Source organism: Thiomicrorhabdus arctica DSM 13458, from assembly GCF_000381085.1.
In the GTDB taxonomy this organism is placed as follows: domain Bacteria; phylum Pseudomonadota; class Gammaproteobacteria; order Thiomicrospirales; family Thiomicrospiraceae; genus Thiomicrorhabdus; species Thiomicrorhabdus arctica.
This window is the reverse complement of sequence record NZ_KB905900.1, coordinates 118,744-143,400: the sequence shown is the minus strand read 5'-3', so window position 1 is coordinate 143,400 and position 24,657 is coordinate 118,744. Positions and strand designations below refer to the sequence as shown.

At 42.1% G+C, this 24,657-nt stretch carries 22 protein-coding genes; 8 read left to right on the top strand and 14 right to left on the bottom strand.

Annotation, left to right across the window (positions count from 1 at the left end; translation table 11 throughout):
• Position 1: 1 nt before the first annotated feature.
• The 5 genes from F612_RS0109125 to F612_RS0109105 all read right to left on the bottom strand — a co-directional run bounded on the left by F612_RS0109125 (position 2) and on the right by F612_RS0109105 (position 6,536).
• Positions 2–1,711 carry a sigma-54-dependent Fis family transcriptional regulator gene (locus F612_RS0109125; RefSeq protein WP_019557462.1) on the bottom strand — a complete coding sequence of 570 codons (1,710 nt, stop codon included), beginning with the start codon at positions 1,709–1,711 and terminating at the stop codon, positions 2–4.
• Between the two features lie 386 nt (positions 1,712–2,097).
• Positions 2,098–2,928: an ABC transporter permease gene (locus F612_RS0109120; RefSeq protein WP_019557461.1), complete on the bottom strand. Its 831-nt coding sequence runs from the start codon at positions 2,926–2,928 to the stop codon at positions 2,098–2,100.
• Complete coding sequence (locus F612_RS0109115; RefSeq protein ID WP_019557460.1) at positions 2,925–4,178, bottom strand: ABC transporter substrate-binding protein; 1,254 nt, start codon at positions 4,176–4,178, stop codon at positions 2,925–2,927. The genes F612_RS0109120 and F612_RS0109115 overlap by 4 nt, the downstream gene beginning before the upstream one ends.
• Before the next feature lie 61 nt (positions 4,179–4,239).
• Positions 4,240–5,025: an ABC transporter ATP-binding protein gene (locus tag F612_RS0109110; protein WP_019557459.1), complete on the bottom strand. Its 786-nt coding sequence runs from the start codon at positions 5,023–5,025 to the stop codon at positions 4,240–4,242.
• A gap of 284 nt (positions 5,026–5,309) precedes the next feature.
• Positions 5,310–6,536, bottom strand: a complete 1,227-nt coding sequence (locus F612_RS0109105; protein ID WP_019557458.1) for a hypothetical protein — start codon at positions 6,534–6,536, stop codon at positions 5,310–5,312.
• A 727-nt stretch (positions 6,537–7,263) separates the two neighbouring features.
• Here F612_RS0109105 and F612_RS0109100 point away from each other — a divergent pair.
• The 8 genes from F612_RS0109100 (at position 7,264) to merA (ending at position 16,063) form a co-directional block, all read left to right on the top strand.
• Entirely contained in the window at positions 7,264–7,998 is a 735-nt protein-coding gene (locus F612_RS0109100; RefSeq protein WP_019557457.1) for an ABC transporter ATP-binding protein, read from the top strand.
• A complete protein-coding gene (locus tag F612_RS0109095) occupies positions 7,982–8,890 on the top strand; it encodes an efflux RND transporter periplasmic adaptor subunit (protein WP_019557456.1) in 909 nt (302 codons plus the stop codon). Before F612_RS0109100 ends, F612_RS0109095 begins: the two co-directional genes overlap by 17 nt.
• 3 nt (positions 8,891–8,893) lie before the next feature.
• Positions 8,894–10,087 (top strand): ABC transporter permease, encoded by a 1,194-nt coding sequence (locus F612_RS0109090; RefSeq protein ID WP_019557455.1) that lies wholly within the window; start codon positions 8,894–8,896, stop codon positions 10,085–10,087.
• 563 nt (positions 10,088–10,650) lie between these two features.
• Complete coding sequence (locus F612_RS0109085) at positions 10,651–12,672, top strand: copper-translocating P-type ATPase (protein ID WP_019557454.1); 2,022 nt, start codon at positions 10,651–10,653, stop codon at positions 12,670–12,672.
• Between the two features lie 719 nt (positions 12,673–13,391).
• Positions 13,392–13,802 (top strand): MerR family DNA-binding protein, encoded by a 411-nt coding sequence (locus tag F612_RS0109080; RefSeq protein WP_019557453.1) that lies wholly within the window; start codon positions 13,392–13,394, stop codon positions 13,800–13,802.
• A 149-nt stretch (positions 13,803–13,951) separates the two neighbouring features.
• On the top strand, positions 13,952–14,314 hold the full coding sequence (locus tag F612_RS0109075) for a mercuric transporter MerT family protein (RefSeq protein ID WP_019557452.1): 363 nt from the start codon (positions 13,952–13,954) through the stop codon (positions 14,312–14,314).
• A 38-nt stretch (positions 14,315–14,352) separates the two neighbouring features.
• Complete coding sequence (merP, locus tag F612_RS13430; RefSeq protein WP_019557451.1) at positions 14,353–14,634, top strand: mercury resistance system periplasmic binding protein MerP; 282 nt, start codon at positions 14,353–14,355, stop codon at positions 14,632–14,634.
• A gap of 1 nt (position 14,635) precedes the next feature.
• Entirely contained in the window at positions 14,636–16,063 is a 1,428-nt protein-coding gene (gene merA, locus F612_RS12505; RefSeq protein WP_019557450.1) for a mercury(II) reductase, read from the top strand.
• 262 nt (positions 16,064–16,325) lie between these two features.
• On the opposite strand, the gene F612_RS0109060 is transcribed toward merA, so the two are convergent.
• The 9 genes from F612_RS0109060 to F612_RS0109020 form a co-directional block, all read right to left on the bottom strand.
• Complete coding sequence (locus tag F612_RS0109060; protein ID WP_019557449.1) at positions 16,326–16,730, bottom strand: hypothetical protein; 405 nt, start codon at positions 16,728–16,730, stop codon at positions 16,326–16,328.
• 117 nt (positions 16,731–16,847) lie between these two features.
• A complete protein-coding gene (locus tag F612_RS0109055; RefSeq protein ID WP_019557448.1) occupies positions 16,848–19,187 on the bottom strand; it encodes a heavy metal translocating P-type ATPase in 2,340 nt (779 codons plus the stop codon).
• Positions 19,188–19,270: 83 nt separating this feature from the next.
• Positions 19,271–19,498, bottom strand: a complete 228-nt coding sequence (locus F612_RS0109050) for an SHOCT domain-containing protein (RefSeq protein ID WP_019557447.1) — start codon at positions 19,496–19,498, stop codon at positions 19,271–19,273.
• Positions 19,499–19,544: 46 nt separating this feature from the next.
• Positions 19,545–19,991 carry a DsrE family protein gene (locus F612_RS0109045; RefSeq protein WP_019557446.1) on the bottom strand — a complete coding sequence of 149 codons (447 nt, stop codon included), beginning with the start codon at positions 19,989–19,991 and terminating at the stop codon, positions 19,545–19,547.
• A gap of 31 nt (positions 19,992–20,022) precedes the next feature.
• On the bottom strand, positions 20,023–21,012 hold the full coding sequence (locus tag F612_RS0109040; protein WP_019557445.1) for a YncE family protein: 990 nt from the start codon (positions 21,010–21,012) through the stop codon (positions 20,023–20,025).
• Between the two features lie 93 nt (positions 21,013–21,105).
• Positions 21,106–22,611, bottom strand: a complete 1,506-nt coding sequence (locus F612_RS0109035; protein ID WP_019557444.1) for a multicopper oxidase family protein — start codon at positions 22,609–22,611, stop codon at positions 21,106–21,108.
• Positions 22,612–22,673: 62 nt separating this feature from the next.
• Positions 22,674–23,105: a c-type cytochrome gene (locus tag F612_RS0109030; protein WP_019557443.1), complete on the bottom strand. Its 432-nt coding sequence runs from the start codon at positions 23,103–23,105 to the stop codon at positions 22,674–22,676.
• Between the two features lie 77 nt (positions 23,106–23,182).
• Positions 23,183–23,890, bottom strand: coding sequence for a copper resistance protein B (locus F612_RS0109025; protein WP_019557442.1), 708 nt, complete (start codon positions 23,888–23,890; stop codon positions 23,183–23,185).
• A 28-nt stretch (positions 23,891–23,918) separates the two neighbouring features.
• The coding region (locus tag F612_RS0109020; RefSeq protein WP_026329708.1) for a multicopper oxidase domain-containing protein at positions 23,919–24,657 on the bottom strand (739 nt) is incomplete at its 5' end.

Sequence of the window (24,657 nt, the reverse complement as noted above, 5' to 3'; positions counted from 1 at the left end):
GTTAACCTTCTATTTCTAATTTTTTAAGTCTATAACTGAACTGCCTTGGTGTCATATTAAGCATTAATGCAGCTCGTGTCTTATTACCACGCGCCATTTCCAAAGCCTTTTTAAGCGTATCGACATCGATATCCGAAACTTTCCAATAATCTCTTTTTTCAGAAATATTTTGCCCATCTATTGCTGACATTTGTAAGTTGTGCATAGGATTAGAGTTAAAGCCATGATCAAAGCCTGCATGAGGATTTGTCATATTCACAGGGTTTTGTGACATTGGCAAGGATTGGGCTTGTTGTTGTGCCTGAGAGTCATTGTGACGAAGTTCACCAGCATGACCACCACGGGTAATGCCTTTTTCATCATTAATAATGGATTGAATCAGAGATGATTTAATTAATCGATGATCATCTGCCATTAATACAACTCTTTTAATCACATTCTCAAGTTGGCGAATGTTTCCTGGCCAATCGTAGTACTCTAAGAATTCCATTGCACCGACATCAAAGATAGTACTTAATTGATACTCTTGGTTAGCTTGGTTTAGAAAGTGTCTTGCCAGCAAACGAATATCTCCGGCTCTTTGGCGCAAAGGGGGAAGCTCAATAGGAAATACATTTAAGCGATAAAAAAGATCTAATCTAAAACTACCTTGGTTTACAGCTTCATTTAAATCTATGTGTGAAGCAACAATGATTCTGACATCGACAGGAATTGGTTTTACAGCTCCAACACGTGTGATCGCTTTATCTTCTAATACTCTCAGTAGTTTAGCCTGGAGACTGAGGTCTAAATCAGCAATTTCATCTAAGAAAAGTGTGCCATGATTGGCTATTTCAATTTGTCCTAATTTAGCCTTGCCTGCGCCAGTAAAAGAACCCTTTTCATGGCCAAATAATTCAGATTCTAAAAGCTCTTTAGGAATGGCTGCGCAGTTTATAGCGATAAAAGGACCATCTTGTCGACGAGAGGATAAATGAAGCATCCTAGCAAACTTTTCCTTGCCGGTTCCTGATTCGCCTTTTAACAATACAGTAACAGCCGCATTGGCCGCGCGACTAACTTTGTTTAGGGAGGCCATCAATGCGCTACTTTCTCCGATAATGCCGTATTGGCTACCCTGGTTAGTCGTTAAGGCCTTAAGCTGTTCATTCTCTTCTTTTAAGATTTGTGTTTGCTGTGCAAGCATAGCGTGTACCGCTAAAATTTCACTAATAAAAACGGCAATCAGCTTCAATAAACTTAAATCTTTATCCAGTGATCTAGTACTTTTACTTAAACGATTTACTGCCAAAACGCCGACGACTGTGCCATTCCGAATAATGGGCGTTGCAATAAATGAGACTGTTTCCTGAGGGAGTATTTCTCGATTCACCGTCCGGCAAAGGTAGTCAGTTTCTTGGTCAATGTCAGGCACAATAACGGGCGTTCCGGTATGCATGACCTTCCCACAAATCCCTTCTTTAATGGCAAAACGACTTTTAGAAATCTCTTCAGGGGTCAGACTATAGGTGTATACGGCTTTTAAATAACCTGTATTGGGTTCTTGTAGTAAAACTCTTCCACGGTTCAATCCGAGTTGACGAGAAATAATACTTAAAATTTTGTGAATGGCTTTGTCAGGTTGGTAAGCATGCTCAATTTCCTCGGCTGCCTCTTTGATGACCAAATATTCAGTTTGATTTGAAATGTTAATATGCTCATACTTCTTCAAAAAAAGCTCCTAACCCTGAGGTCGTTTTGAACGAGCAAGGGAGTTATACAACAATAAAAATAGTAGTATTATGGTGATACTTTCAGAAAAAGTAAATTCTGATTGTAGTACTTTGTAAAGGATTGGGGGTGAATATTTCGTATTCACTGTATTATGAACTCAAAATCGTAGCTTAACGGGCTTAAAAAGCACGATTAGTGCTTGAGAAAACACTACAGGTAGTCATGTACTGAAATGTAAGGTCGTTAATCTTTTTGTAAAAATGCAAAGGAATACTTGGTGACTGACACCAGAGAGCCTTGCTTATTAGATGAGTTAGTCTCCATAGAAGTAATTAAACCAATAATATAAATATTGGTTTAATCATTTATGTGATTTTGTATAGTTTATCCCGCATGCCAAGAGTAGCGTTTAAGTAATTTGACGGCAATAAAATCAAGCATATAACCAATAGCTCCAATCACAACGACAACCGCCGCCAATTTACCATAATCAAGCGTATCTCGAGCATCGTTAATTGCATAACCCAATCCCGAAGTTACCCCAAGATATTCAGCCGGCACCAAAACAACCCAAGCAACACCGATAGCGAGTCGAATACCCGCAAATACATCTTGCCCAATGGCTGGTAGAATTATGCGTCGCAACATTTGGTAACCATCAGCGCCTAAGTTACGGGCTACTTTGAACCAGTTAGGGTCAATTCTTTGAACGCCATGTGCTGTGCCAAAAAGGATTGGCCAAAGCGTCGCCATGACTAATAAGAAGATAATGGCATTGTCCCAGCTTTCAAACGCTAATACAGAGATTGGCATCCATGCCAAAGGGCTGATCATACGTAAAAACTGAAGTGGCATATTGGCAATTTGACGAACACGTATAAAATACCCGACCAAAATCCCCACAGGGACACCTATGACAATCCCCCAAAAAAGTCCATTGAGAATACGATATAAGCTTGAGTAAATAGTCCCCCAAAGCTCTCCATTAGTGATCAGCGCCCATAAAGCAACAAAGGCAGAGCCAGGTGCAAAACCTGCAAATGCTTCAGTATCGGGATTGTTGGCGATTAACAACCCACCAACCCACCAAAAGAACAGGAGTATGCCCATTCCTATGGTTGCATTAACAAAGCCTTGCACTCCCGTAGGTAAACTATTAAAACCATTAGTTATCCGGCTTAAACTGGATTTAGAGGGCAAAGTAGATTGGCTCATAATACAAACACCTCTTCTCGATGGGTAGGATCCTCAGGATTTACACCAGGTACTTTTTCCCATGCATCAAACTTATCCATCGCATTTTTAACATACTCATAGTTGACAAGGTCATTGACAACAAAATCCGTATCCAAATCTTTCAAGAAGGTTGTGTCGCCAGTTACCAAGGTGTCTTTGAGTTGATCAATAATAAACTTAGTGGCTGATGGATATGGGTAAGGGTTGAAGTCTATGCGTCCAATACCCCATTCTGGGTGATGTATAGCATCAGGTTTAGCATAATTTTCGTCAGAATAATCGGTCATCGCTTTAAGAACAACCTTGGCTTTCATTGGTAAATATCTTTTGCCGTCGCGAGAAAGCATGTGAGCCACTTCTTCTTTATTCTCTTGTGCATAAATTGCGCCGCGAACCACGGCGTTCATGACTTTTTGCGACCAAATTTTCTTCTTATCAACATCGTCGTCGTGCATACAGATAACGCAACATGGATGGTTTTTCCAAATATCACCCGTAAATCTCAACATCTTACCGCCCGCGAGCATTTCACCCGCGGCATTAAAAGGCTCTGCGACAATGAATGCATCAATTTTTCTAGCTGCAAGCGCAGGGGGCATATCTGGTGGCGGCATAATTTGTAAGTTGACTTGATTTGGCTTAAGTGGGTCTTGTTGGTCTTGAATAACAGGTTCTAATCCTGCATTTTTTAATGCCATTTGCAGTACGATATTATGCATAGAATACCAAAATGGCACCGCAATTTGTTTCCCACCCAATTGAGAAAAGTCTTCAACGCCCGAATCCTTTCCAACCACAAGGCCTGATCCATTAGTGTGTGCCCAGCCAGTAATTTTAATTGGGAAGTTATTGTTATAGCGCATCCAGATTGGGATAGGTTTTAAAAAGTGCACTAGATTAAATTTCTTAGATGCAAAACCTTCAATTAAAGGAGACCAACCGCGTATTAGGGTTGGCCTTTCAGCTTTTAAGCCTTCATCTTCAAAATATCCCATAGCATGCGCAACTAATAATGCACTAGCATCTGTAATGGGTAAGTAGCCGATTCTGACAACTTCATCTTCTGGCATTTCCATATTAGCTAAAGCTTGAGAGGGCAGGCTCATTGCTGCAGCTAAACCTCCAGCAACAGCTAAACTGTCTAAAATAAATTCACGACGTCCTGTTACTGGATTAAGCACATAATCTTCTCTTGAGGACTTGTTATCAACATCGCATAATTGGCACATGATTGTATCTCCTTAGTTCTGTAAAATTAAATTTAGGTTGCAAAGTCTTTAAATAAGGCATTTAAGCCATTTCTAGTAATTCTTTTTGCTTGGCTTGATCAATTTTTTCAAACTCACCAAAGAGTTTTTCTTTTAAAATAATGAACTCCTCAGAATTTCGGTCTCTTGGATAAGAAAAATTTACTTTCAAGTCACCGACAATTTCACCAGGGTTTTGGCTCATAATGATTACGTTGTCTGCCATCGCAACCGCTTCGTCAATATCATGCGTCACCATGACCATGGTGATACCTTGGTCATGGCAAATTTGCGCAACTTCGTTTTGTAAGGTGGTTCTAGTGAAGGCATCTAATGCAGAGAATGGTTCGTCTAACAGTAAAACTTCCGGTTCTGTCGCTAGAGAGCGAGCTAGCGCAACGCGTTGCTGCTGTCCGCCTGAGAGTTTTTGAACATTCTCATCTTTAAGTTCAGACAAGCCAACCATATCTAACAAATCTTCTACCTTGTCTTTTTTATCTTTGTAGGTTCCCGCAAAAACCAGCCCCAAAGCTGCGCTTTCTCTTACGGTCATCCATGGGTAAAGGGAAGGGTTTTGAAACATCATGTTCCACTTGGCACTCGGTTTGGTGACCGTATGACCGCCAATGCGAATTGCACCATCAGAAGGAATCATTAAACCTGCAATCATTTGAAGTAGTGTAGATTTTCCACAACCACTTCGGCCAATGAGCGCCGTCAACTGACCTTTTGGAATGGATAGATTTATATCACTCAGAGTGGGCTTAACTTGTTTTTTAAAAGTATGGGATAGATTCGCTATCCAGACATTTGATGCTTTATAACTCATAATTTCTCTCATTCCATAAATTAAGTTAACTAACATATAGCGACAATAATGCCATACAGAAAAAATCAATTAAAATCAGCATGTTACATGAAAGTAGGGTGGTGGCTCTCTATCCAATACTACATTATGTCGTTATTTGTCTACAAATGTTAACTATATGCAGTGTTTTGTTAACTAATCGGTGCATTGATTCATTTAAAATGGTGCAGCACGTAAGAATCCCATAAAAATGCCCGCTCAATGGCGGGCCTGCTGACTTACTAGACTCAGAGAGCTTAGTAAATTTAAAATTTCACATCAACCCAAACCCAAAGCTTATTAGTATCTTTAAGATAAGTATCCGCACTATAGGCGGCATATTTGATTCCAGCAGTATAGGTTTTGGAGAATTTTTTAGCGACAAGTAGGTCATATTCAGTACCATATTGCTCACCTCCAACGTCAGATGAGAAGTCATGATAGATAGCCGCCATTTTCAGGCCAAGCGCTTTGCCAGACAGATTGATATAATTGTCAACCAAACCGTTCTTAGGTGTCCCGCCAACAGGTCCAATAAACATATCCGCCCAACCATTAAATGCATGCACGGTACCTAACGGAGTCTGGAAAGCGCTTACACCATTACCGCCCAACTTCTCCTGCCCTAAAGTAATGCTTCCAGTCTTGTACATAAGCCCAAGCTCTGTTCGCATATATTCACCACCAACACTCTTGCTATCTGCGTAGTCATCCTGTGATGCATACTCAATATGGTATTTGACTTTTAGATCTTCGGACAAGCTTGTTGCGCCATTAAATCTAGCGCCAAGGGTTTGGCTATCAGTAGATGTCGCTACATCATTATCAATAAGATAGGCATAACCAGTGACTTTCCCAAAAGGCAGTCCATTAAACGCAGCTTGAAAAGCATGCGTGCTCATAGCGACATCAGAGCCGATTACATTGTTTGCATTAACAATGTAAGCATAATCTAAAGTCGTTTTTGGGATTGACTCAGTATGAATCGAGACGCCTGAGTAGGTTTGTTCTTTTTGTCTCCAACCAACATTTCCTAAGAAGCGGTTGTCAAAAATAATACGCTGCTCACCCGCTTTAACAGTGGTCTCATCAAACTTATAAGCAATCCACGCTTGATTTAAAGCGGTAAAAGTAGGGTCAAGAACAACTGCTTTGGCTGGGTCACCACCTGCATAACTACCCTTAGGCACATAGTAATCTTCTCTTGAGCTAAGCGCGGCAGTGTCTGACATTTCAATAAAACCTGTAAAGCCTTTAAAGTCTCCAGTCAAATAGCCTAAACGAGTTCTTTCAGTAAAGGCATTAGCGTCCTCTTTACCATTCTGACTAACGCCCTCATATCGCACTCGAGCATCCACAGAGGCTACCCCGCCTGTCAATGCATCTGTAAATTCACCAGCATAGGCAAGTTGTGGAACAGTTATGGAAGAAAGCCCTAATGCAGACACTGCAAGAGCAGCTTGGATATTTTTAGTTAATACATTTTTTTTCATTTCGATGAACTCCTTTTTTGCTAACCAATAACAGGATGCAGGCCAAGCAAATAAAGTCCAATAAAATCAGCGGTATGGAGCGAGTGTGTAACAATAAAACCTCACTGCGCTATATAAATCGCAATAAATGTTACTATTTGTAGTCAAAGTGCTTCATTTTGTAAGTAATAGGCGTGTTAGTCAGAATATCAAGAAGTAAGATTATGCACTGGAACTCATCTTTATGACGCTCGAGTGGATACACTATTTGGAACTTAGATGATAAATTGAAATCCTCAAAAACAGTAAGTAAATAAGCTGCTGAAATACGACCCAAAAACTTAAAGAAAGCGTAATTAAAACCATAATAAAGTGTAGTAAACGTCTAAAAATATAGAGTTTTTTACAAAAAAAAGATTTAAAGGAAAGTTGAATATAATTAAGGGGGTTACCCTCGGTTTTGACATTTACTTAAAAAGTGAGGCTTACAGTAAGGCTCTGACTTTACTTACAGTTCAATAAATAGAACTCTAAGTACTTTAAGGTAAGAAAAAAAGACTATCATTGTTATTGATACTAGAATGATTTAATTGGGCTTTCATGCGCCGAACTTTTAAGGATTACAGCAGATGTCTTTAGCTGCATATCTTTACGAGTAAAGTCAACCACGGATGCCATCTTTATGAATGAAGTCTTTAAAGTTCTTGCAAAAAATTAAAACTCTCGGAGAGTACCTTGTATAAACATTATGATTTTGGATGAAGATAAGAACATAGTCGTTAAGTGTCGGCATATCAAAAAAACATATGGTAGCGGTGAATCAAAAGTGTTTGCTTTGCGGGGTATTGATCTTGATGTTTACCAAGGTGAATTGGTCATGCTAGTGGGTCCTTCAGGTTGCGGTAAAACAACCTTTATTTCTATTATCAGTGCATTGCTTGAAGCGGATAATGAAGGGTTTTGTCGTGTTTTAGGCGAAGACTTAAGTACATTAAATTCCCAGGAAAAAACCTATTTTAGGGGGCATTCTATTGGATTTGTTTTTCAAGCTTTTAATTTATTACCCGCATTAACGGCCGTAGAAAACATCGCTATCCCATTATTAATTCAAGGTGTAAATCGTGCAGTAGCGATGAAACGAGCGCAAACAATACTTGATCTTGTGGGATTAACTTCGCGTTCTCAGGCCATGCCAGGTGAGCTCAGTGGTGGCGAGCAGCAGCGTGTAGCGATTGCTCGCGCGCTGATACACAGCCCAAAATTGATAATATGTGACGAACCAACAAGTAGTCTTGACCACGAATCTGGACAGCTGATCTTGGAACTTCTTCGTAGTTTTGTAAAAAAAGAGGGTAAAACCTTGATTGTTGTGACGCATGATAATCGAATTTTTAATTTTGCGGACCGTATGGCCTATATGGACGATGGAAGAATTGTAAAAATTGAAACTAATGTAAGGACGCCTGATGAAAAGCTTTTATAAGGTAATTTTGATATCTCTTGTCGGCTTAATTATCGGTATTTTTTCTATTTATTTTAGCAATCGATCAGCCCCGCTTCAAACTCAGCCAATCTTAAAGACAGAACCACCCTATGAATCCTATGCGTATGGAGCAGGTGTTATCGAGTTAGAAAGTACCAATATACCCATTGGGACAGCCATTCAAGGGATTGTGACAAAACTGTATATTAAAGTAGGACAGAAAATTAAAGTGGGGGATGCCTTATTTACAATAGATGACAGGGATGTCCGAGCAAAAATTACGGTGGCTGAAGTTAAAGTAAAAGTGGCTGATGCGGCTTTAAAAAAAGTAATGCATCAATTTCAAATTTATAAGGAACTTAAGGAAGCTGCTCCGCAAGTGGTGAGTAAAAAGCAATATCTTTCTCAGCTTGATGAATTAAACCTTGCTACAGCGAATTTAGAGTTGGCAAAAACAGAAGTCATGGCATTTAAAAAAGAGTTAGAAATGCATACTATTTCTTCATTAATTGATGGTCAAGTCTTGCGGTGTAAAATGCAAATAGGAGAGTATATTGATAATGGCCAGGTTGCTTCACCCTTAATTCTATTAGGAAGTAATGCCATGCGCCTACCCGTTGAGATTAATGAAAATGATGTTTGGCGAATAAAACCTAAAGCAAAAGCAGTCGCCTTTGTAAGAGGGCACCCTGAGTTGAAAATCCCGCTTAATTATAACTATACCGAGCCCTATATAAGTTCTAAAACCGCTTTCACAGACCTGAGTACAGAGCGCACCGATATGCGTGTTTTACAAATGATTTATACATTTGAAAAGCCTGATTTCCCCGTCTATGTGGGCCAACAGTTAGATGTGTTTATAGAGGCACATGACAATACCCAAGAGAACTGATCAATGTTGCGTATAGCACTTCAAATGCTTATGGGTGACCGGGCAAAATATATTGGATTACTCTTAGGTATTACTTTTACAGCCTTTTTGGTTACCTTTGCGCTTGCATATTTTGCCGGTTTTATGACACAGGGTTTTGCTCTTATTTCTGAAAATAATTCTGCAGATGTTTGGGTTATGGATCCCGCGGTCAACTCGACTGAAATGACTATCAATATGCCATCTTCCGCCTTGGCAAGGGTTCGAGGCGTTAAAGGGGTAAGCAGTGCCGCGCCTCTATCATTGAATGACCTGACTGCGCGTTTCCCCAACGGACGTTTTCAGACCTTTCAGATGATAGGGGTCGATGATGCCACATTATCCGGTGCACCTTTTCTGTACAAAAGGGGGTCATCAAAAATACTCTATCGACCGGATAGCGTTATTGTTGACTCGGGCGGTACAAGTGGAAAATTGCAAACGCCTATTTATCAAAAAGATAAATGGCCTTTTGATGGTGTACATTTGGATGCCCCGACAAGACCTTTAAAGGTTGATGATGAACTCTTAGTCAATGGCAAACGAATCGTCATTGCAGGCGTGTCACAGACTATTCATCGATTTCCACCTCGGCCATTACTCTATACGACTTACTCAAATGCTAAGCGTTTATTACCTTCTGAGCATAGACGATTAACATTTATCATGGTTTCAGCCCAAACAGGCGTATCCGCCACGGTACTGGCTAAGAGAATTGAACAGCAAACAAGGTTACGCGCAAGAACATCCTCCGATTTTAAAGAAGATACTGTTCGATGGTTTCTTATTAATTCCGAAGATGTTGGAGACATGGCGGCAATGCTTATTTTAGCAATGACGGTAGGATTCGGTGTTACAGGCATAATGCTCTATATGTTTACCTATGAAAGTCTTAAGCAATATGCGGTGCTTAAAGCAATGGGGGCTTCAAATTCGATGTTATTGAAAATGGTTTTTATACAAGCTGGAGCAAGTGCGTTTTTGGGTGCTGGTATGGGGGTTGGTTTATGTGCCATTATTGGTGAGTTTGTTTCCACAATCGACTTCCCATTTAGAATGATGTGGTTTACACCTATATTCGGTATTGTAGGGGTTTTAATTGTCAGCATAACAGCGGCTATGGTGAGTACGAGACCTGTATTAAAGATGGAGCCAGGGGTTGTGTTTTCAGGTCGGTAATTCATTAAAACTTGGAGTATCATTCTCCATTTTAACCAATGTTAAAAGCTGTCGTTAGCAGGTTAAATTTTTCTAAAGAGGTGGCCACTTTTGCTTGAGCACTACAGGAAATAACGTTCCGAAAGAAACTAAAATTGATATAAAAATCACAATTACTTCAGTTGCAGAGGATCTCGTTGTTACTGCTATATTAAAGGGGCGGGTTTTTAAGGTTTTAGCTTAGTGTTAATGTTTCGTTTAGAGACTTAAAATCAAGAATATTACCCTTTGGAATAACCAGGCCTGGTTATTCTATAACGAAGCCATGACTGATGTTTATTTTACATTAAATTACGTATACTAGTTCTAAAGTTAATATGAAAGCTGGGCTCCTCAAGCATAGGTCGTAAATTCAGTCATTCCCGTGCAAAGCTCATTTTCTGGCAACAGGCTAAAGCGTAGTCACTTAGTTTAGTCGTTATATTTACAATCAAGTTTAGAGCTTCGTACAGACGCCGTACTAATGATTGTTGAAACGGTTTACCGCGTTCTCGGTCTGGACTAAAAAAAGGAGAACACTTGTTATGAAGCACCATACCAATCACCATGCCCACATGGCTGCGGATTTTCGGAAGCGGTTCTGGATTGCGCTGGTTCTAACCATTCCTATTCTGATTCTCTCCCCATTGCTCCAAGAATTGGTAGGTTTACGCGATACCATCCGTTTCTCCGGCGACCTATACGTTCTGTTTGGCCTTTCTACAGCAGTATTTTTCTACGGTGGTTGGCCCTTTCTAAAAGGACTCTTCCAAGAACTTGCATCCAAGCAGCCCGGAATGATGACGCTGGTCTCGGTCGCGATCACTACCGCATATATTTATAGCAGTGCCGTGGTGTTCGGTTTGACCGGGAAAGTTTTCTTTTGGGAACTCGCGACGCTAGTCGATGTGATGTTGCTGGGGCACTGGATCGAGATGAAATCGGTGATGGGCGCTTCCAAAGCCCTGGAAGCCTTGGCGAAACTAATGCCTTCCGATGCCCATAAACTCATGCCGGACGGCAGCGTGAAGGATGTGCCGCTAGGCGAACTGGCGGTAGACGATCAGGTTTTGATAAAACCCGGCGAAAAGATTCCTGCAGATGGGGTCATAGTGAATGGCGAAAGCGCAGTGAATGAAGCCATGCTCACAGGAGAATCCACCCCAGTCACCAAAAAAACCAACGACAAGGTCATCGGCGGCGCCATCAATGGCGAAGGGTCACTGACCATAGCCGTCAAAGGAACCGGCAAGGATTCATTTCTGTCCCAAGTTATCGACCTGGTCAAACAGGCCCAGGAAAGCAAATCAAAAACACAAGATCTGGCCAATACGGCTGCGATGTGGCTCACCCTGATTGCCTTAAGTGGCGGTGCAATTACCTTCTTTATCTGGCAGGGTATTATGGGCCGGGATCTCTCTTTTGCCATCGAACGCGCCGTGACCGTCATGGTCATCGCCTGTCCGCATGCTCTGGGTCTGGCGGTGCCGCTGGTCATCGCTGTCTCCACGGCACTGGCCGCGAGCAATGGATTGCTCATTCGTAATCGTCCCGCGTTCGAGCGCGCCCGGAAAGTACAGGCGATTATTTTCGATAAGACCGGTACCCTCACCGAGGGTCGCTTTGGCGTTACCGATACACTGCTGTTCTCACAGGACATTGATGAAAATACGCTGCATCAATATGCCGCCTCGGTAGAAGCCAATTCCGAACACCCCATTGCCAAGGCTATTGCTGCCTCTTCCGACAATAAACTGCCCATTGAAAATTTTAGGGGCATTGCAGGTAAAGGTGCCGAGGCCTGGGTTGAGGGCAAAGAGATTAAGGTGGTCAGTCCGGGCTTTCTTCGTGAACAGGATATTGGCATGGATGACAAACGTGTGGAGGAACTGAAAGCACAAGGTAAAACTGTCGTCTTTGTTCTGTTTGACGGGCAGTTAAAAGGGGCTATTGCTCTGGCTGATATTATCCGGCCTGAGTCGAAACAAGCGATCGCCGCACTCAAAGCAATGGGCATTAAGTGCATTATGCTAACCGGGGACAACAAACAAGTTGCCCAATGGGTGTCGGACCAGGTTGGATTGGACGAATTCTTTGCCGAAGTCTTACCGCAGGACAAAGCGGCCAAGGTCAAGGAAGTCCAGTCCCGAGGCAAATTGGTGGCCATGACTGGCGATGGGGTGAACGATGCTCCCGCGCTAGCACAGGCGGATTTGGGCATCGCTATAGGGGCGGGTTCGGATGTCGCTGTCGAAACGGCTGACGTCATTCTGGTACGCAGCAATCCATTGGATGTCGTGGCGCTTCTCAACCTTTCCAAGGCCACCTATGCCAAAATGATCCAGAATCTCGTCTGGGCGACTGGCTATAACGCATTCGCTATCCCGCTGGCAGCTGGGGCTCTTTACTCTTGGGGCGTGCTGCTTTCCCCTGCTTTGGGCGCGGCGTTGATGGCTGCTAGTACCGTGATTGTTGCGATTAATGCACGTCTGCTGACAATATCCCGGAGTCCCGTTGCAGTCGAGGTGCTCCCAGACCACAAACTGGGAGGTGAATCCGCAAAATAAGATCGCCAAATAGGCTTGCGATCTGAATAAGCAACATGGCCATGAGAAGCAGGACGGGAAAGCAGTAGATACCGAAAGAAGAATCTCAAAAATATCCGACGGCTCTTTACTTGTTCTGCATCCATTCATTTTCGTGAGTTGGGCGGGTTAGCATGGATGAAGCATCAACTGCTGGCTTTAACCAAAGTGCCGACTGAATTACCTATGCCGGACGTCGCGCCAACATTTTGCGCAAATGTCCACCGTTCTGTATTCAACCGAGCGAATTGTCGACCAGCTTGACAACCATCGCTGAGTTAAAAGAGTTGTGCTTTTTGAAACAAGCAAGACATGATGGCGATGTGTCCGTAATCGACTCGCGTATGTCCGCATGGGTAGTAAAGAGAATCATTCTCAGGGACGGTAAATATCTCATGGGACACTCTGAACATCGGCAAGTATTGGCTTTTGTTCTGTTCTGTTCTGTTCTGTTTTGTGTGCTGGTGTCACAAATAAATAAAGCAGAAGAATGAATCGGTCTTGCTGGTGATTCCTGTGTAGGTTGTTTTTATGGTAACTGCGCCTTTTCTTGCCAGATTATCGGTTTGCACTTTTCATTTGAACGGTAAACTTTACTTTTTGCTAAATGGACTCGGTGAAAATTCAGTCATCAAACAGTAAAAAATATAGATGAATAGCTGTCATTGCGTTGTTTGATGGTTATTGATAGGAATGTACTTATGGATGATCATTTGAAAAACCTAACGATCGGCACGTTTGCAAAGCAATCTGGTGTGTCCGTAGAGACAATTCGTTTCTATCAAAGAAAAAAGCTACTGAATGAACCTGCTAAACCTTATGGCGGTATACGAAAATATGACTTAACAGATGTTAAGAGAGTTAAGTTTATTAAATCTGCTCAAGGGTTAGGGTTTAGTCTGGATGAAGTTGCAGGTTTATTAGCTTTGGAAGATGGAACGCACTGTGCTGAAGCGAGGAGTATTGCGCAAAGTAAACTACTCGATGTTCGAGCAAAAATAGCCGAACTTTCTCGTTTGGAATGCCTTTTAGAGGCGCTTACAATAAGCTGTACTCTTTCAGAAGAGACCAGTATCTCTTGCCCCTTAATTGCTGATTTATACAAAGATTAATTATATTCAACGTTTACGTATACCTGATCATGCTGACCTTCCTTAATGAGTTATTTCTAAGTTTAATTGTGGTTCCTCTTGCTCCTGTACCTAGGTACGGAGGTATGCTTTTAAATGAAAGAAATAAATTCATTTAAAAGAGGTGTTACATGTCAATTCAAAATTCGAGATTACCATTGATTGGAGCCGTCGCCACAGCCATTGGTGCAAGTTTGTGCTGTGCAGGACCTTTGGTTTTAATCTTGTTAGGTGTCAGTGGTTCATGGATATCTGGTCTTGCGATTTTTGAACCCTTTAAGCCCTACTTTATTCTTGTCACAATCCTGTTATTCATCTGGGTTGGGTGGGGACTTTATAAACCTCAGCAATCTTGCCAAGCGGATGATGTATGTTTGATTCCAAAAGTTCAAGTCAATCGTCGTCGACTATTTTGGGTTGCTTTATTGATAGCCACCATCCTAATCACGACTACTTGGTGGATTCCTCTGCTTCCAGAATCATGGCTATATTAAACAATCAATCTTCTTTAACTATCTATAAGGAAATCATCATGAAAAAAATAATTTTAATATTGAGTTTATTCATTTCTTTTAATGCATTTGCGGCTGAAAAAACGGTCATACTCGATGTTCCTGGCATGTATTGCGCAACCTGTCCAATTACGGTAAAAAAATCTTTATTGAAAGTGGAGGGCGTTCAATCCGTCAAAACGTCATTAAAAGACAAAACGGCCATAGTGACATTTGATGATCAGGTTGTAGAAGTAGATGATTTGACGTTTGCCACTGAGAATGCAGGGTATGCTTCAACGTTAAAGAAAATAGGAGAGTGATATGAACGATGATTCTACAGATCAAAACAGACCTCTTCATGTGGCCATTATTGGTGCGGGTTCGGCTGCTTTTGCGGCAGCCATTCAAGCGACTAAGTTGGGTGCAAAGGTCTCAATTATTGAAGCGGATAAAAGGGTCGGCGGCACTTGTGTCAATGTGGGGTGTGTGCCTTCAAAAATACTCATTCAAGCAGCAAAAATTGCTCATGAGACAGAGCAAACAGCTTTTCCTTCGATACAGATTAAGTCTTTTGACTTGAACCGTTCTACTCTGGCAAAACAAATACACCAACGAGTTGATGAGCTGCGAGTGGCCAAATATGAAAATCTTCTTGAGGACAACCCCCTGATTGAATTGATTCGTGGGTATGCAAAATTCCACAATTCAAATGAATTGCATGTTGAACTCAATGAGGGGGGTACGTTACGTTTATCGCCGGATAAAATATTGATCGCCACAGGGTCTCGGGCGAATATTCCACCTATTAATGGACTGGATGAAACACCTTATTGGACATCTACGGAAGCATTGTTCACTGAAACCACTCCCAAAAGTTTAATCGTTATAGGTGCTTCTGTGGTTGCTTTAGAAATTGCACAAGCATTCCTACGTTTGGGTTCATTCGTGACTTTAATCGCTCGCACGACTCTTTTATCTAACGAAGATTCTGCAATTGGTGAGTTATTAATGGCTACTTTGCAAACTGAAGGGATGAAAGTGCTAACGCACTCCGAACTTGAGTCCGTTTGTTATATAAATAACCAGTTTAAATGCACCACGACAACGGGTGACGAATTGGAGTCAGAGCAGATTTTAGTGGCGACAGGAAGACAGGCCAATACGCATCAACTCAATTTACAGGCAGCCAATGTTGATACTGATCATCAAGGACGGATTATTGTTGGAAATGACCTCCAGACGAGTCAGGAAAATGTCTATGCCGCAGGCGATTGTACTCAATTACCGCAATTTGTGTATGTTGCAGCGGCAGCAGGTACCCGTGCCGGAAAAAATATGGTGGGAGGTCATGCCGTCTTAGATTTAACAACTTTACCCACGGTCGTCTTTACAGATCCACAGGTGGCCACTGTCGGTTTAACCGTTAAGCAGGCACAAGAACAAGGGATACCTGTTATTTCACGTAAGCTTGATTTAGAGCATGTACCTCGCGCGTTAGCAAACTTTAATACGACAGGGTTTATCCAATTGGTTGCGAATGAGAGTACAGAACAATTGATTGGTGCGCAAATCGTTGCTGATGTTGCTGGCGAAATGATACAAACAGCGGCAATTGCAGTTGCACAGAAAATGACCATTACCGATTTAGCGGATACACTTTTTCCTTATTTAACCCAAGTTGAAGGGTTAAAGCTTTGTGCGCAAACTTTTTCACAGGATGTTTCTCAGCTTTCTTGTTGTGCGGGGTGATTGGTGGGTTAAGGCAATAAATATATTCATTGGATCGTGAAGGATAGAGTAAAACCTTTTCAGGATAAGTTTGGATTGATTTTTAGGGGGTTTGCACCCGTGCTCATATTTTGAGTGTGTAAATTTTAGCATCGTGAAGTCTATGCCTATGGTTTAGCAAGAGCTCAGTATTCAGGGTGGAACCAGATGTTATAAAAATGTCGAAAATGAGTGTTAAGAACAGAAGGTCAAGTTTCCCAACTTGACCATTGCAACCTCCACCTTAATGCATTTTGTGACCTTCCATTCCTTCATGATGTTCATTTTGGGGTGACATTTGATGGTCATCCATCTCATTATCCATCGTGTGTTGATGATCATCCTCCATGAGTTCTTTTTGGCCTGGTGGCATCTTTCTCAAAGGAACACCACGCTCTTTGGCGCGAGCTTTCATTTTGCTATGATTTTTTTGAAGAATTTGCTCTCGATCTTCATTCGTTTGAGCAGACTCCATTTTTTCCCTATACTCTTTTTTTTCATCTTCGGTCATTAGATGCCAGCCAATGACATGGGTACCATCCAGCGACTGAATGGCATGGGTACGTGGGTAAGCATGCTCTGAAGCGGAGGCTATTCCACTCAAAACACTGCCGGTAAAAGCAAGTAAGATTAGTCCTTGTTTTAACATAACTTTATCCTCATGATATGGGTTGAGTAAGCTATCTAAAGTCGTCAATTCAACCCGAAATTGACTGCTGAAAGTCAGCGTTAGATAGACGGTAAAATGGGTCGATAATGTTATTAATTAGAGTTTTAATTTCCTTAATCGTAAGGCGTTGCCAATCACTGAGACGGAGCTAAAACTCATGGCTGCCGCGGCAAGCATAGGCGAAAGCAAGGTGCCAAAAATAGGGTAGAGCACTCCAGCTGCTATGGGAACGCCGGCCGCATTGTATATAAAAGCAAAAAATAAGTTTTGGCGAATATTTCTCATGGTGGCTCGACTCAGCTTCCGAGCTCGAACAATGCCACTTAAATCGCCTTTGACCAAAGTAATTCCGGCGCTTTCCATGGCAACATCTGTACCGGTCCCCATGGCGATGCCAACCTGGGCTTGTGCTAAAGCGGGTGCGTCATTGACCCCATCACCCGCCATGGCGACAATATAACCCTCGGCTTGAAATTTCTGGACCCACTGAGCTTTTTCATCGGGTAAAACCCCTGCCTCAACTTGGTCTATCTTCAAACTAGACGCAACCGCATTTGCCGTCGTAGCATTGTCACCTGTTAACATGACCACACGAATACCCTCTTGATGGAGTGCTTTTATGGCTTCTTGACTTGTCGATTTAATGGGATCTGCTACCACGATGAATCCGGCAAAAGCATTGTCAATTGCAATCAGCATGACAGATTGACCTTGAGACCTATGCTCCATAATCAGTTCATTTAAGGGGGGCAAAGGGATTGCAAGAGTGGCCATTAATTGCTCATTGCCAATAACGATCGTTTTGTGGTCGACCATGCCTAAAACACCCTCGCCAGTTTTAGATTGAAAATCTTCTACGGTTTCAAGGACTAATGTCTGTTTTTCAGCGGCTGCAACAATCGCAGCCGCTAAAGGGTGTTCACTGCCACGCTCTAAACTGGCAACCAACTGCAAAACCTTTTGTTGGTCAAAGCCAGGTTCAACTTGTAACGAGGTCAATTGAGGTTTACCTTCCGTTAAAGTACCTGTTTTATCAACGACCAATAGCGTCACTTTTTCCATCACTTCAAGGGCTTCTGCATTTTTAATTAACACACCTTGGCTCGCCCCTCGTCCAGTGCCGACCATGATGGAAATGGGGGTGGCTAAGCCTAATGCACAAGGGCAAGCAATAATAAGCACAGAAACCGCACTGATTAAGGCGTAAGCCAGGCTGGGTTCTGGCCCGAAGAGCCACCATACTCCAAATGAAATCGCAGAAATAATTACGACAAGCGGTACAAAGTAACCTGAGACCATATCGGCTAACTTTTGAATGGGGGCACGAGAACGTTGCGCTTTAGCCACCATGTCAATAATTTGCGCCAGCAAGGTCTCTTTCCCCACTTTTTCGGCTTGCATTAAAAAACTACCGGAACCATTGATGGTTGCACCAATCACATGATCATTAAGGTTTTTTGAAACGGGCAGTGGTTCTCCTGTGACCAGAGACTCATCAATATAACTCTGTCCTTGGGTGATAAAACCATCGACAGGCACTTTATCGCCGGGGCGAACTCGTAGCACATCTCCTACGTGAACCTCCTCTAAATCAATCTCTGTTTCAGAGCCATCGGCTTGTACTTTCCAGCTGGTATTCGGCGCCAAGTTCAATAACATTTTGATCGCAGAATTGGTTTGAGATCGAGCCTGCAATTCCAGAACTTGTCCTAATAACACTAAGGCCGTGATCACCGCGGCGGCTTCAAAGTAAACGGCCACCAGGCCTGCTGAGGATTGCATGGTAATAGGAAAAAGTTGCGGAGCTAAGAGTGCAACCATGCTATAACTCCAAGCAGCACCGACCCCCATAGCGATCAGAGTAAACATGTTTAAATTCCACGTTTTAATCGACAGCCAAGCACGTACAAAAAATGGGTAAGCCCCCCATAAAACAACGGGCGTCGCCAAAGCAAATTCAATCCATTGAATGTTATGAAAACTCAGTGAGTCCGGTATATATTCAGGCGCTAAGTCCATGATCATGGCTAAGATAAACACTGGCAATGCCAGTGCCGAACTGACCCAAAAACGCAAACTCATATCCTGTAATTCAGGGTCGACTTCTTCGGAAACGGGTTGAATCAGCAAGGGTTCAAGTGCCATACCACAAATAGGGCAGTTTCCTGGTTGATTAGTGATGATTTCAGGGTGCATGGGGCAAGTATATTGCACATCCGATAGCGACAGATGGTCTTCATTTTTGGTCACTATTGAGCGAGAATCGGAGAGGTACTCTTGTGGGTGAGCGATAAATTTATTCTGACAGGTGTCGCTGCAAAAATGAAATGTCTGTCCCTGATACGTTTCACGATGAGGTGAGTCGACTGAAACCGACATTTGACATACTGGATCAAGTGCCTGTTCCGGAACACTTACATTAACGGCATGTTTCATCTCTACTCCATTTAAAATTTAAAGCCAGGCATACCCGACCAGGTGGTCATCTAAAGAGTGATGATCGTTGTTATCTAGACAGATTAAGGCAAGAGTGTCTTTTTAATCTCTTCAAATTCGTCTTTATTAATTTCACCCTTTGCATAGCGTTTTTCAAGAAGCTCCAGAGCACTTTCTGGTGGTTTCGAAGGTGCCATAAATTGCTTAATGATAAAAATAATAGCGATTAACATAATTAACCAAAAAACCCACATTCCAACCATCATTCCATCTCCTAAGTCCCCGTGAAAAGGTTCAAAATTCCAGTTCATTACAAATTCCTCATGTTGATTATTGGCTTAAAAGCCAAGTTTTAGTTTAAGGGCGCCAATATTTATACCCTAACATTTGCAACCGAATCATTTCGGGTGCACCTGAGGGGACGAATTCGACTTCCAATGGAAATTGTTCATCCGTTAATCCCCACGATTTCATACTAATGCGGCAGGCTTTAAAAGTGACGCCTCGGTTCGCCAGTTTGGTTAATAACTGGGATGTTTTGTCATTGTTGGCTAATAAAGCTTTGATACCTTCTTCATAAGCCACCACGGTAATATTCAGCTTATCTTCACCAATTTCATCTAGTACTTTATCGATTTGCAAAAAGACTCTTCTATGGCCGTAATTGTCGTCACTGCGAGTCAACTGAACGACAAATGGAACAGGTTCTGATTGACTTTGTGCCATCACCATAGGTGGTATTAAAAGCCCCCAGAAAATTAACCCTAGGGTAATAAAACTAAACTGCCTATAAGCTTTTATCATTGATGCTTCCGTCTATAAAATGGTGTATGTTTTATTGCACAGTCGTCATTTGATGTGCTTCTCCAGCGGGAAGCTGAATGGTGCCAACGACTTTAAACTGATTTTGGTCAATCACCCAGATAATGGGCTTTGTTTTACTCGACACATAAACCTTATCCGTGCCTGGAATCGTATTCAGATGATAAGGTGCTGGTGATAATTTCATCACTTGTTTGTCACCTGATCTTGTGTCTATAGAAACGAAAATTTCATCTTTTGTACTCGTCACAAACAGTTTTGTTCCATCATTACTGATATCCAAGCCATGTACCTTTTGACCAACATCATACTCGTCAACAATCTCACCCGTATCGACGTCAATGACGGCAATTCCACCAAGGCCAGGATTGGCTGCATAAAGACGTGATTCATCCTTTGAAAAAACAATATGAGTTGGCATTACGCCAGCGTCTAAATTCCGAACCACTTGCAAGGTTTGTAAATTAATTTGACTAATATTGTTGTCCCCAGTGTTACTGACATAAGCAAATTGGCCATTTTTAGTCACGAGTGCATAATTAGGACCTTTACCTGTTGGAATAGTTTTTATCAATTTATTCAGTTTTAAGTCGACGACTGAAACATAACCGCGGCTTGGGTGTGTGGAAATTACATAACGGCCATTAGGGGTAATGGCTTGGTGATGTGTACCGCCTGAAACAGAAATGGTCGACATCACATGGCCGTGTTCTGGATGAACTAGATAGAGCAGACTGTTAGGTTTATCTTTTGGATCATCGGGCTTTAAAGGCGTTTCGTCGAGACTCCCTGCAATCAGGTATTCACCATCTGGCGTCGCAACTAAACCATGTGAATTTGCCACTCCTGGAATAATCGCAATCACTTGACTAGTGGCCGCATCAATCGCAACAACTTGATTGGCTTGGCCTAAAGGTGTATATACAGTAGGGTCTGCACTTGCTGTGTGCGTGAAAAACACACTTAGCAGTGTCATCGTATGTATTAACAAAGTTGTTTTCATCATATTTTCCTAAATTAATTTAAATAACCTTCATTTTGATACAAATAATAATCTCTCAAAGCGCTTGACAGGCATAACACCTGAAGACAATAATTAAACGACAGTGAACTGCCCCATCATGCCTGCATCTTCATGCTCAAGAATATGGCAGTGGTACATATAGGGCGTGTTATTGTTCTTATATGGGCCTGTGGGAAATAGAATTCTGACTGTTTCTTTTGAATGTACGGTTACCGTATCTTTAAAACCATGTTCCCAGGGGTAAGGCGCTTTGCCGTCGCGATCCAATACCCTAAATTGGGTATTATGTATATGGAATGGGTGATGCATTGTTGAGGGGTTTTGTAACTCCCATATCTCAAAGGTATTCGCATGCGTGACCTCATTGATGACATTCATATCCATGGCTTGGCCATTGATCGTGAACCCTCCAGAACCGAACATCATCCGCGGGCCCATTTGCATTTCTAACTTCATCAGTCGTGTTTTAGCCACTTGTACTTTAGACCAATCAGGAAAGGTGACTAGCTGTGTTCTTTTAAAAGCAGACGACTGTTCAGACTGGCTAGAATCGAGATGCAATAGATCAAAGTCTTGATCCAGATGACTGGCATTGTTTCCACCCATCATGCCTCTTGATAGGTTGCCGTAGCCTTTAATGCTTTTTAGAGTAATTGGTTTTCGGTCAGAAAGATCGACTAATATTTCTGCTCTTTCGGCTGGTGCTAAACGAATCTGACGTAGCTTTGTCGGTTTTTCTAGAAGACCTCCATCGGTAGCAATGAGTTGGAAAGGTCGATTGTCTGAAAACTCTAAATGGTAAAAACGGGCATTTGAAGCATTATGTAAACGCAATCTAACCAGTGTTTTTTTCGGTTTAAGCACAGAGTTAGGAACGCCATTAACTAACATGACATCGCCATGCATGCCTTGCATTTTATCCATGCGGCTATTGTTGTAATAAAACTCACCCGTTTCTTCAAACGCTCGGTCCATCAAGATTACCGGGTAATCATCTATGCCATATTGATGAGGAATGCCCAAATCAGCATCTCTATCCTCATCTACAATCTGCATCTGACCGCCCAAACCACGCCAAACTTGTTGTCCTGTTTGGTTGTGGGTGTGCGAATGATAAAACAGAGTCGAAGGTTCATTGAGTACTTTCCATTCTGCAATCCAGGTTGTATTGGGCTCAATTGCTTGGTGCGGCCCACCATCTTCTGTTGCTGGTAATACCATGCCATGCCAGTGAAGAGCGGCAATTTCATCCAACTTGTTCGTCACTTCCATTTTAACGGTTTGACCTTTTTTCATTCTTAACACAGGGGCTAAGAAATTTTGGTTAATGCCAATGGTTTCGGTCGTTGTGTCGGCTAAAATTCGAGTTTGGCCTTGCTGCAAAGTCAGCTTAAAAACTTGTTTTCCGCGAACAGTTTGTCCCTCTTCAATGGCCGGCAAATTAAAGTCATTCCGTTGAGAAATTGAATTTGAAAACCCAGAGGCATCTGATTTTGCGAATGCAAAAGGAGCTTGAGTCGCGGCCATTAAACCGGAGGTTATTCCGAGTCCTTGCCGTAAAAAATCACGTCTTTTCATTTGAATTCCTTTTTAGAACGCTGAGTTAGGAGTGAACAGCGCTCTTTTAGTGTTATATTCATTTATTTAAGACCACCACGTTCTAACCAGGCCTGGTAAGTTTTTTCTGACCAAAAGCTCTGGAAATAAGCAATTGCAGCCAATTGCTCAGGTTGACTTAATTGCTCTTTAAATCCTGGCATGGTTCCCCCAAGTGGAATGCCTCCATTTTGAGTGGTTCTTAAAAGGATTTTCATTGGGTGATGCCACGCATGAGCTGAGCCATTTAAAGGGGGGGCTGGATAACTTCCATCCGTTAAAGGTTGTTTCCAATCTTTGGTGAGTCCTTGTGCTTTATCACCGTGACAAACAGCGCAGTTGTTGGTAAATATTTTTTCTCCAATCAGAATATCTGCATTGGAATACCATCTGTCAGAATGATTATTGTTGGGAGTCTGCTCATCGGAGCAAGCACTCAGGAGTAAAAATAACGGAATAATGAGTAAGGCTTTCATCGTATTCGGCCCATGTGTATGGCGTCAGACTTATTTATTGATAAGCCTGACGGACGTTGTTGAAATAATCGGTTAAGTTAGAACCAGAATCTTAAACCAGCCACTATGCTGGTCACAGACTCTTTTCCACCCTCGGCCTTAACGTAGTCGGCAGTGGCGCCATAGGTCTGATTTAACTTGACACCAATATAAGGTGCAAATTTTCGAGAAAATTCATACCGTAAACGCAGTGCGAGCTCTGTCGAAGATAATCCTGAGCCAAGGCCCATAGATTTGTCATCAGCAGCATATGCGTTTAATTTTAGACTAGGCGTTAATATTAGCTTTTGAGTAAATAAAGCCTCGTATTCTGTATCCAACCTAAAGCCAAAGTTTTTATCGTTTGCGAGCACGACGGCATTGGTTTCAAAGAAGTAAGGGGCAAGACCCTGTAACCCGATCACTCCCCAAGTTTGGTTCTTTTCAGGAGTCGTGTCATACCCTAACCCCATTTGAACATCCCAAAATTTTTCAATGGGATGACTGTAGAGCAGCTGGTTTTCAGATTCTGTTTTTCCATTAACGCTTTCCCCTTCCGATTTGAGGTAGAGTTTGTGCCAATCCTTACCTATCCAAGTCGTCGCATCCCAAGAAACCGGGTTATCAGTTTGATTGCTAATTTCTAACTTATCCATTAAAAAATAGGTTAATAATGGGTCTCTTTCACCGGCTGCGTGTACTTGTGATGTCATGAGTATAGACGAGATAATGGCTGTACGTAATATTACTTTATGTGTTGTTTTCATGTTATTTCTCCTAGAACACTGAATTTGACTATCGAATTTGTACACGACGAAACATACCCATCATGTGATAGAGCATGTGGCAGTGGTATGCCCAGTCACCGCGAGCGTTCATAGTCACTCTGTAACTGATTTTGGCGCCTGGTTGCACAATAACAGTGTGTTTTCTAGGAATGTGATTTTCATCTCCCGTTTCTAATTCACTCCAAACACCATGTAAGTGCATAGGGTGATTCATCATGGTGTCATTAATAAATGTAATGCGAATGCGTTCACCGAAGTTAAACTGCAATGGGGGCGCTTCATCAAAAGTAATGCCATCAATTGACCACATGTAACGCTCCATATTGCCGGTTAAGTGCAATACTAATTCTTTGGTGGGTTGAGGTTCATGTCGAGTCGGATACAGATTTCTTAAGTCGGCATAGGTTAAGACTTTACGACCATTATTGCGCAGACCAACACCGGGATCATCTAGACGGTATTTTGCACCAGTGGCACGCATATCAATTTGTGGCCCTTCTTTTTTAGGAACGGAGATCTGCGGCAGCGTTGGATTCATATCCATTGGAATTTCAATGCTGTCTAAATCCACTTTCATAGAGGACATATCGTGCGAATGTTTTGAATGATCAACCCCACTAACATCCTGTCCCATCGCCATCTTTTCCATGGTTAAAGCATGTGTGTAATTAGGTGTCTTCATGCCGTCCATTTTCATGCCAGCAGATTGATCGTGTCCGCTGTGATTCATGCCGTCCATTTTCATG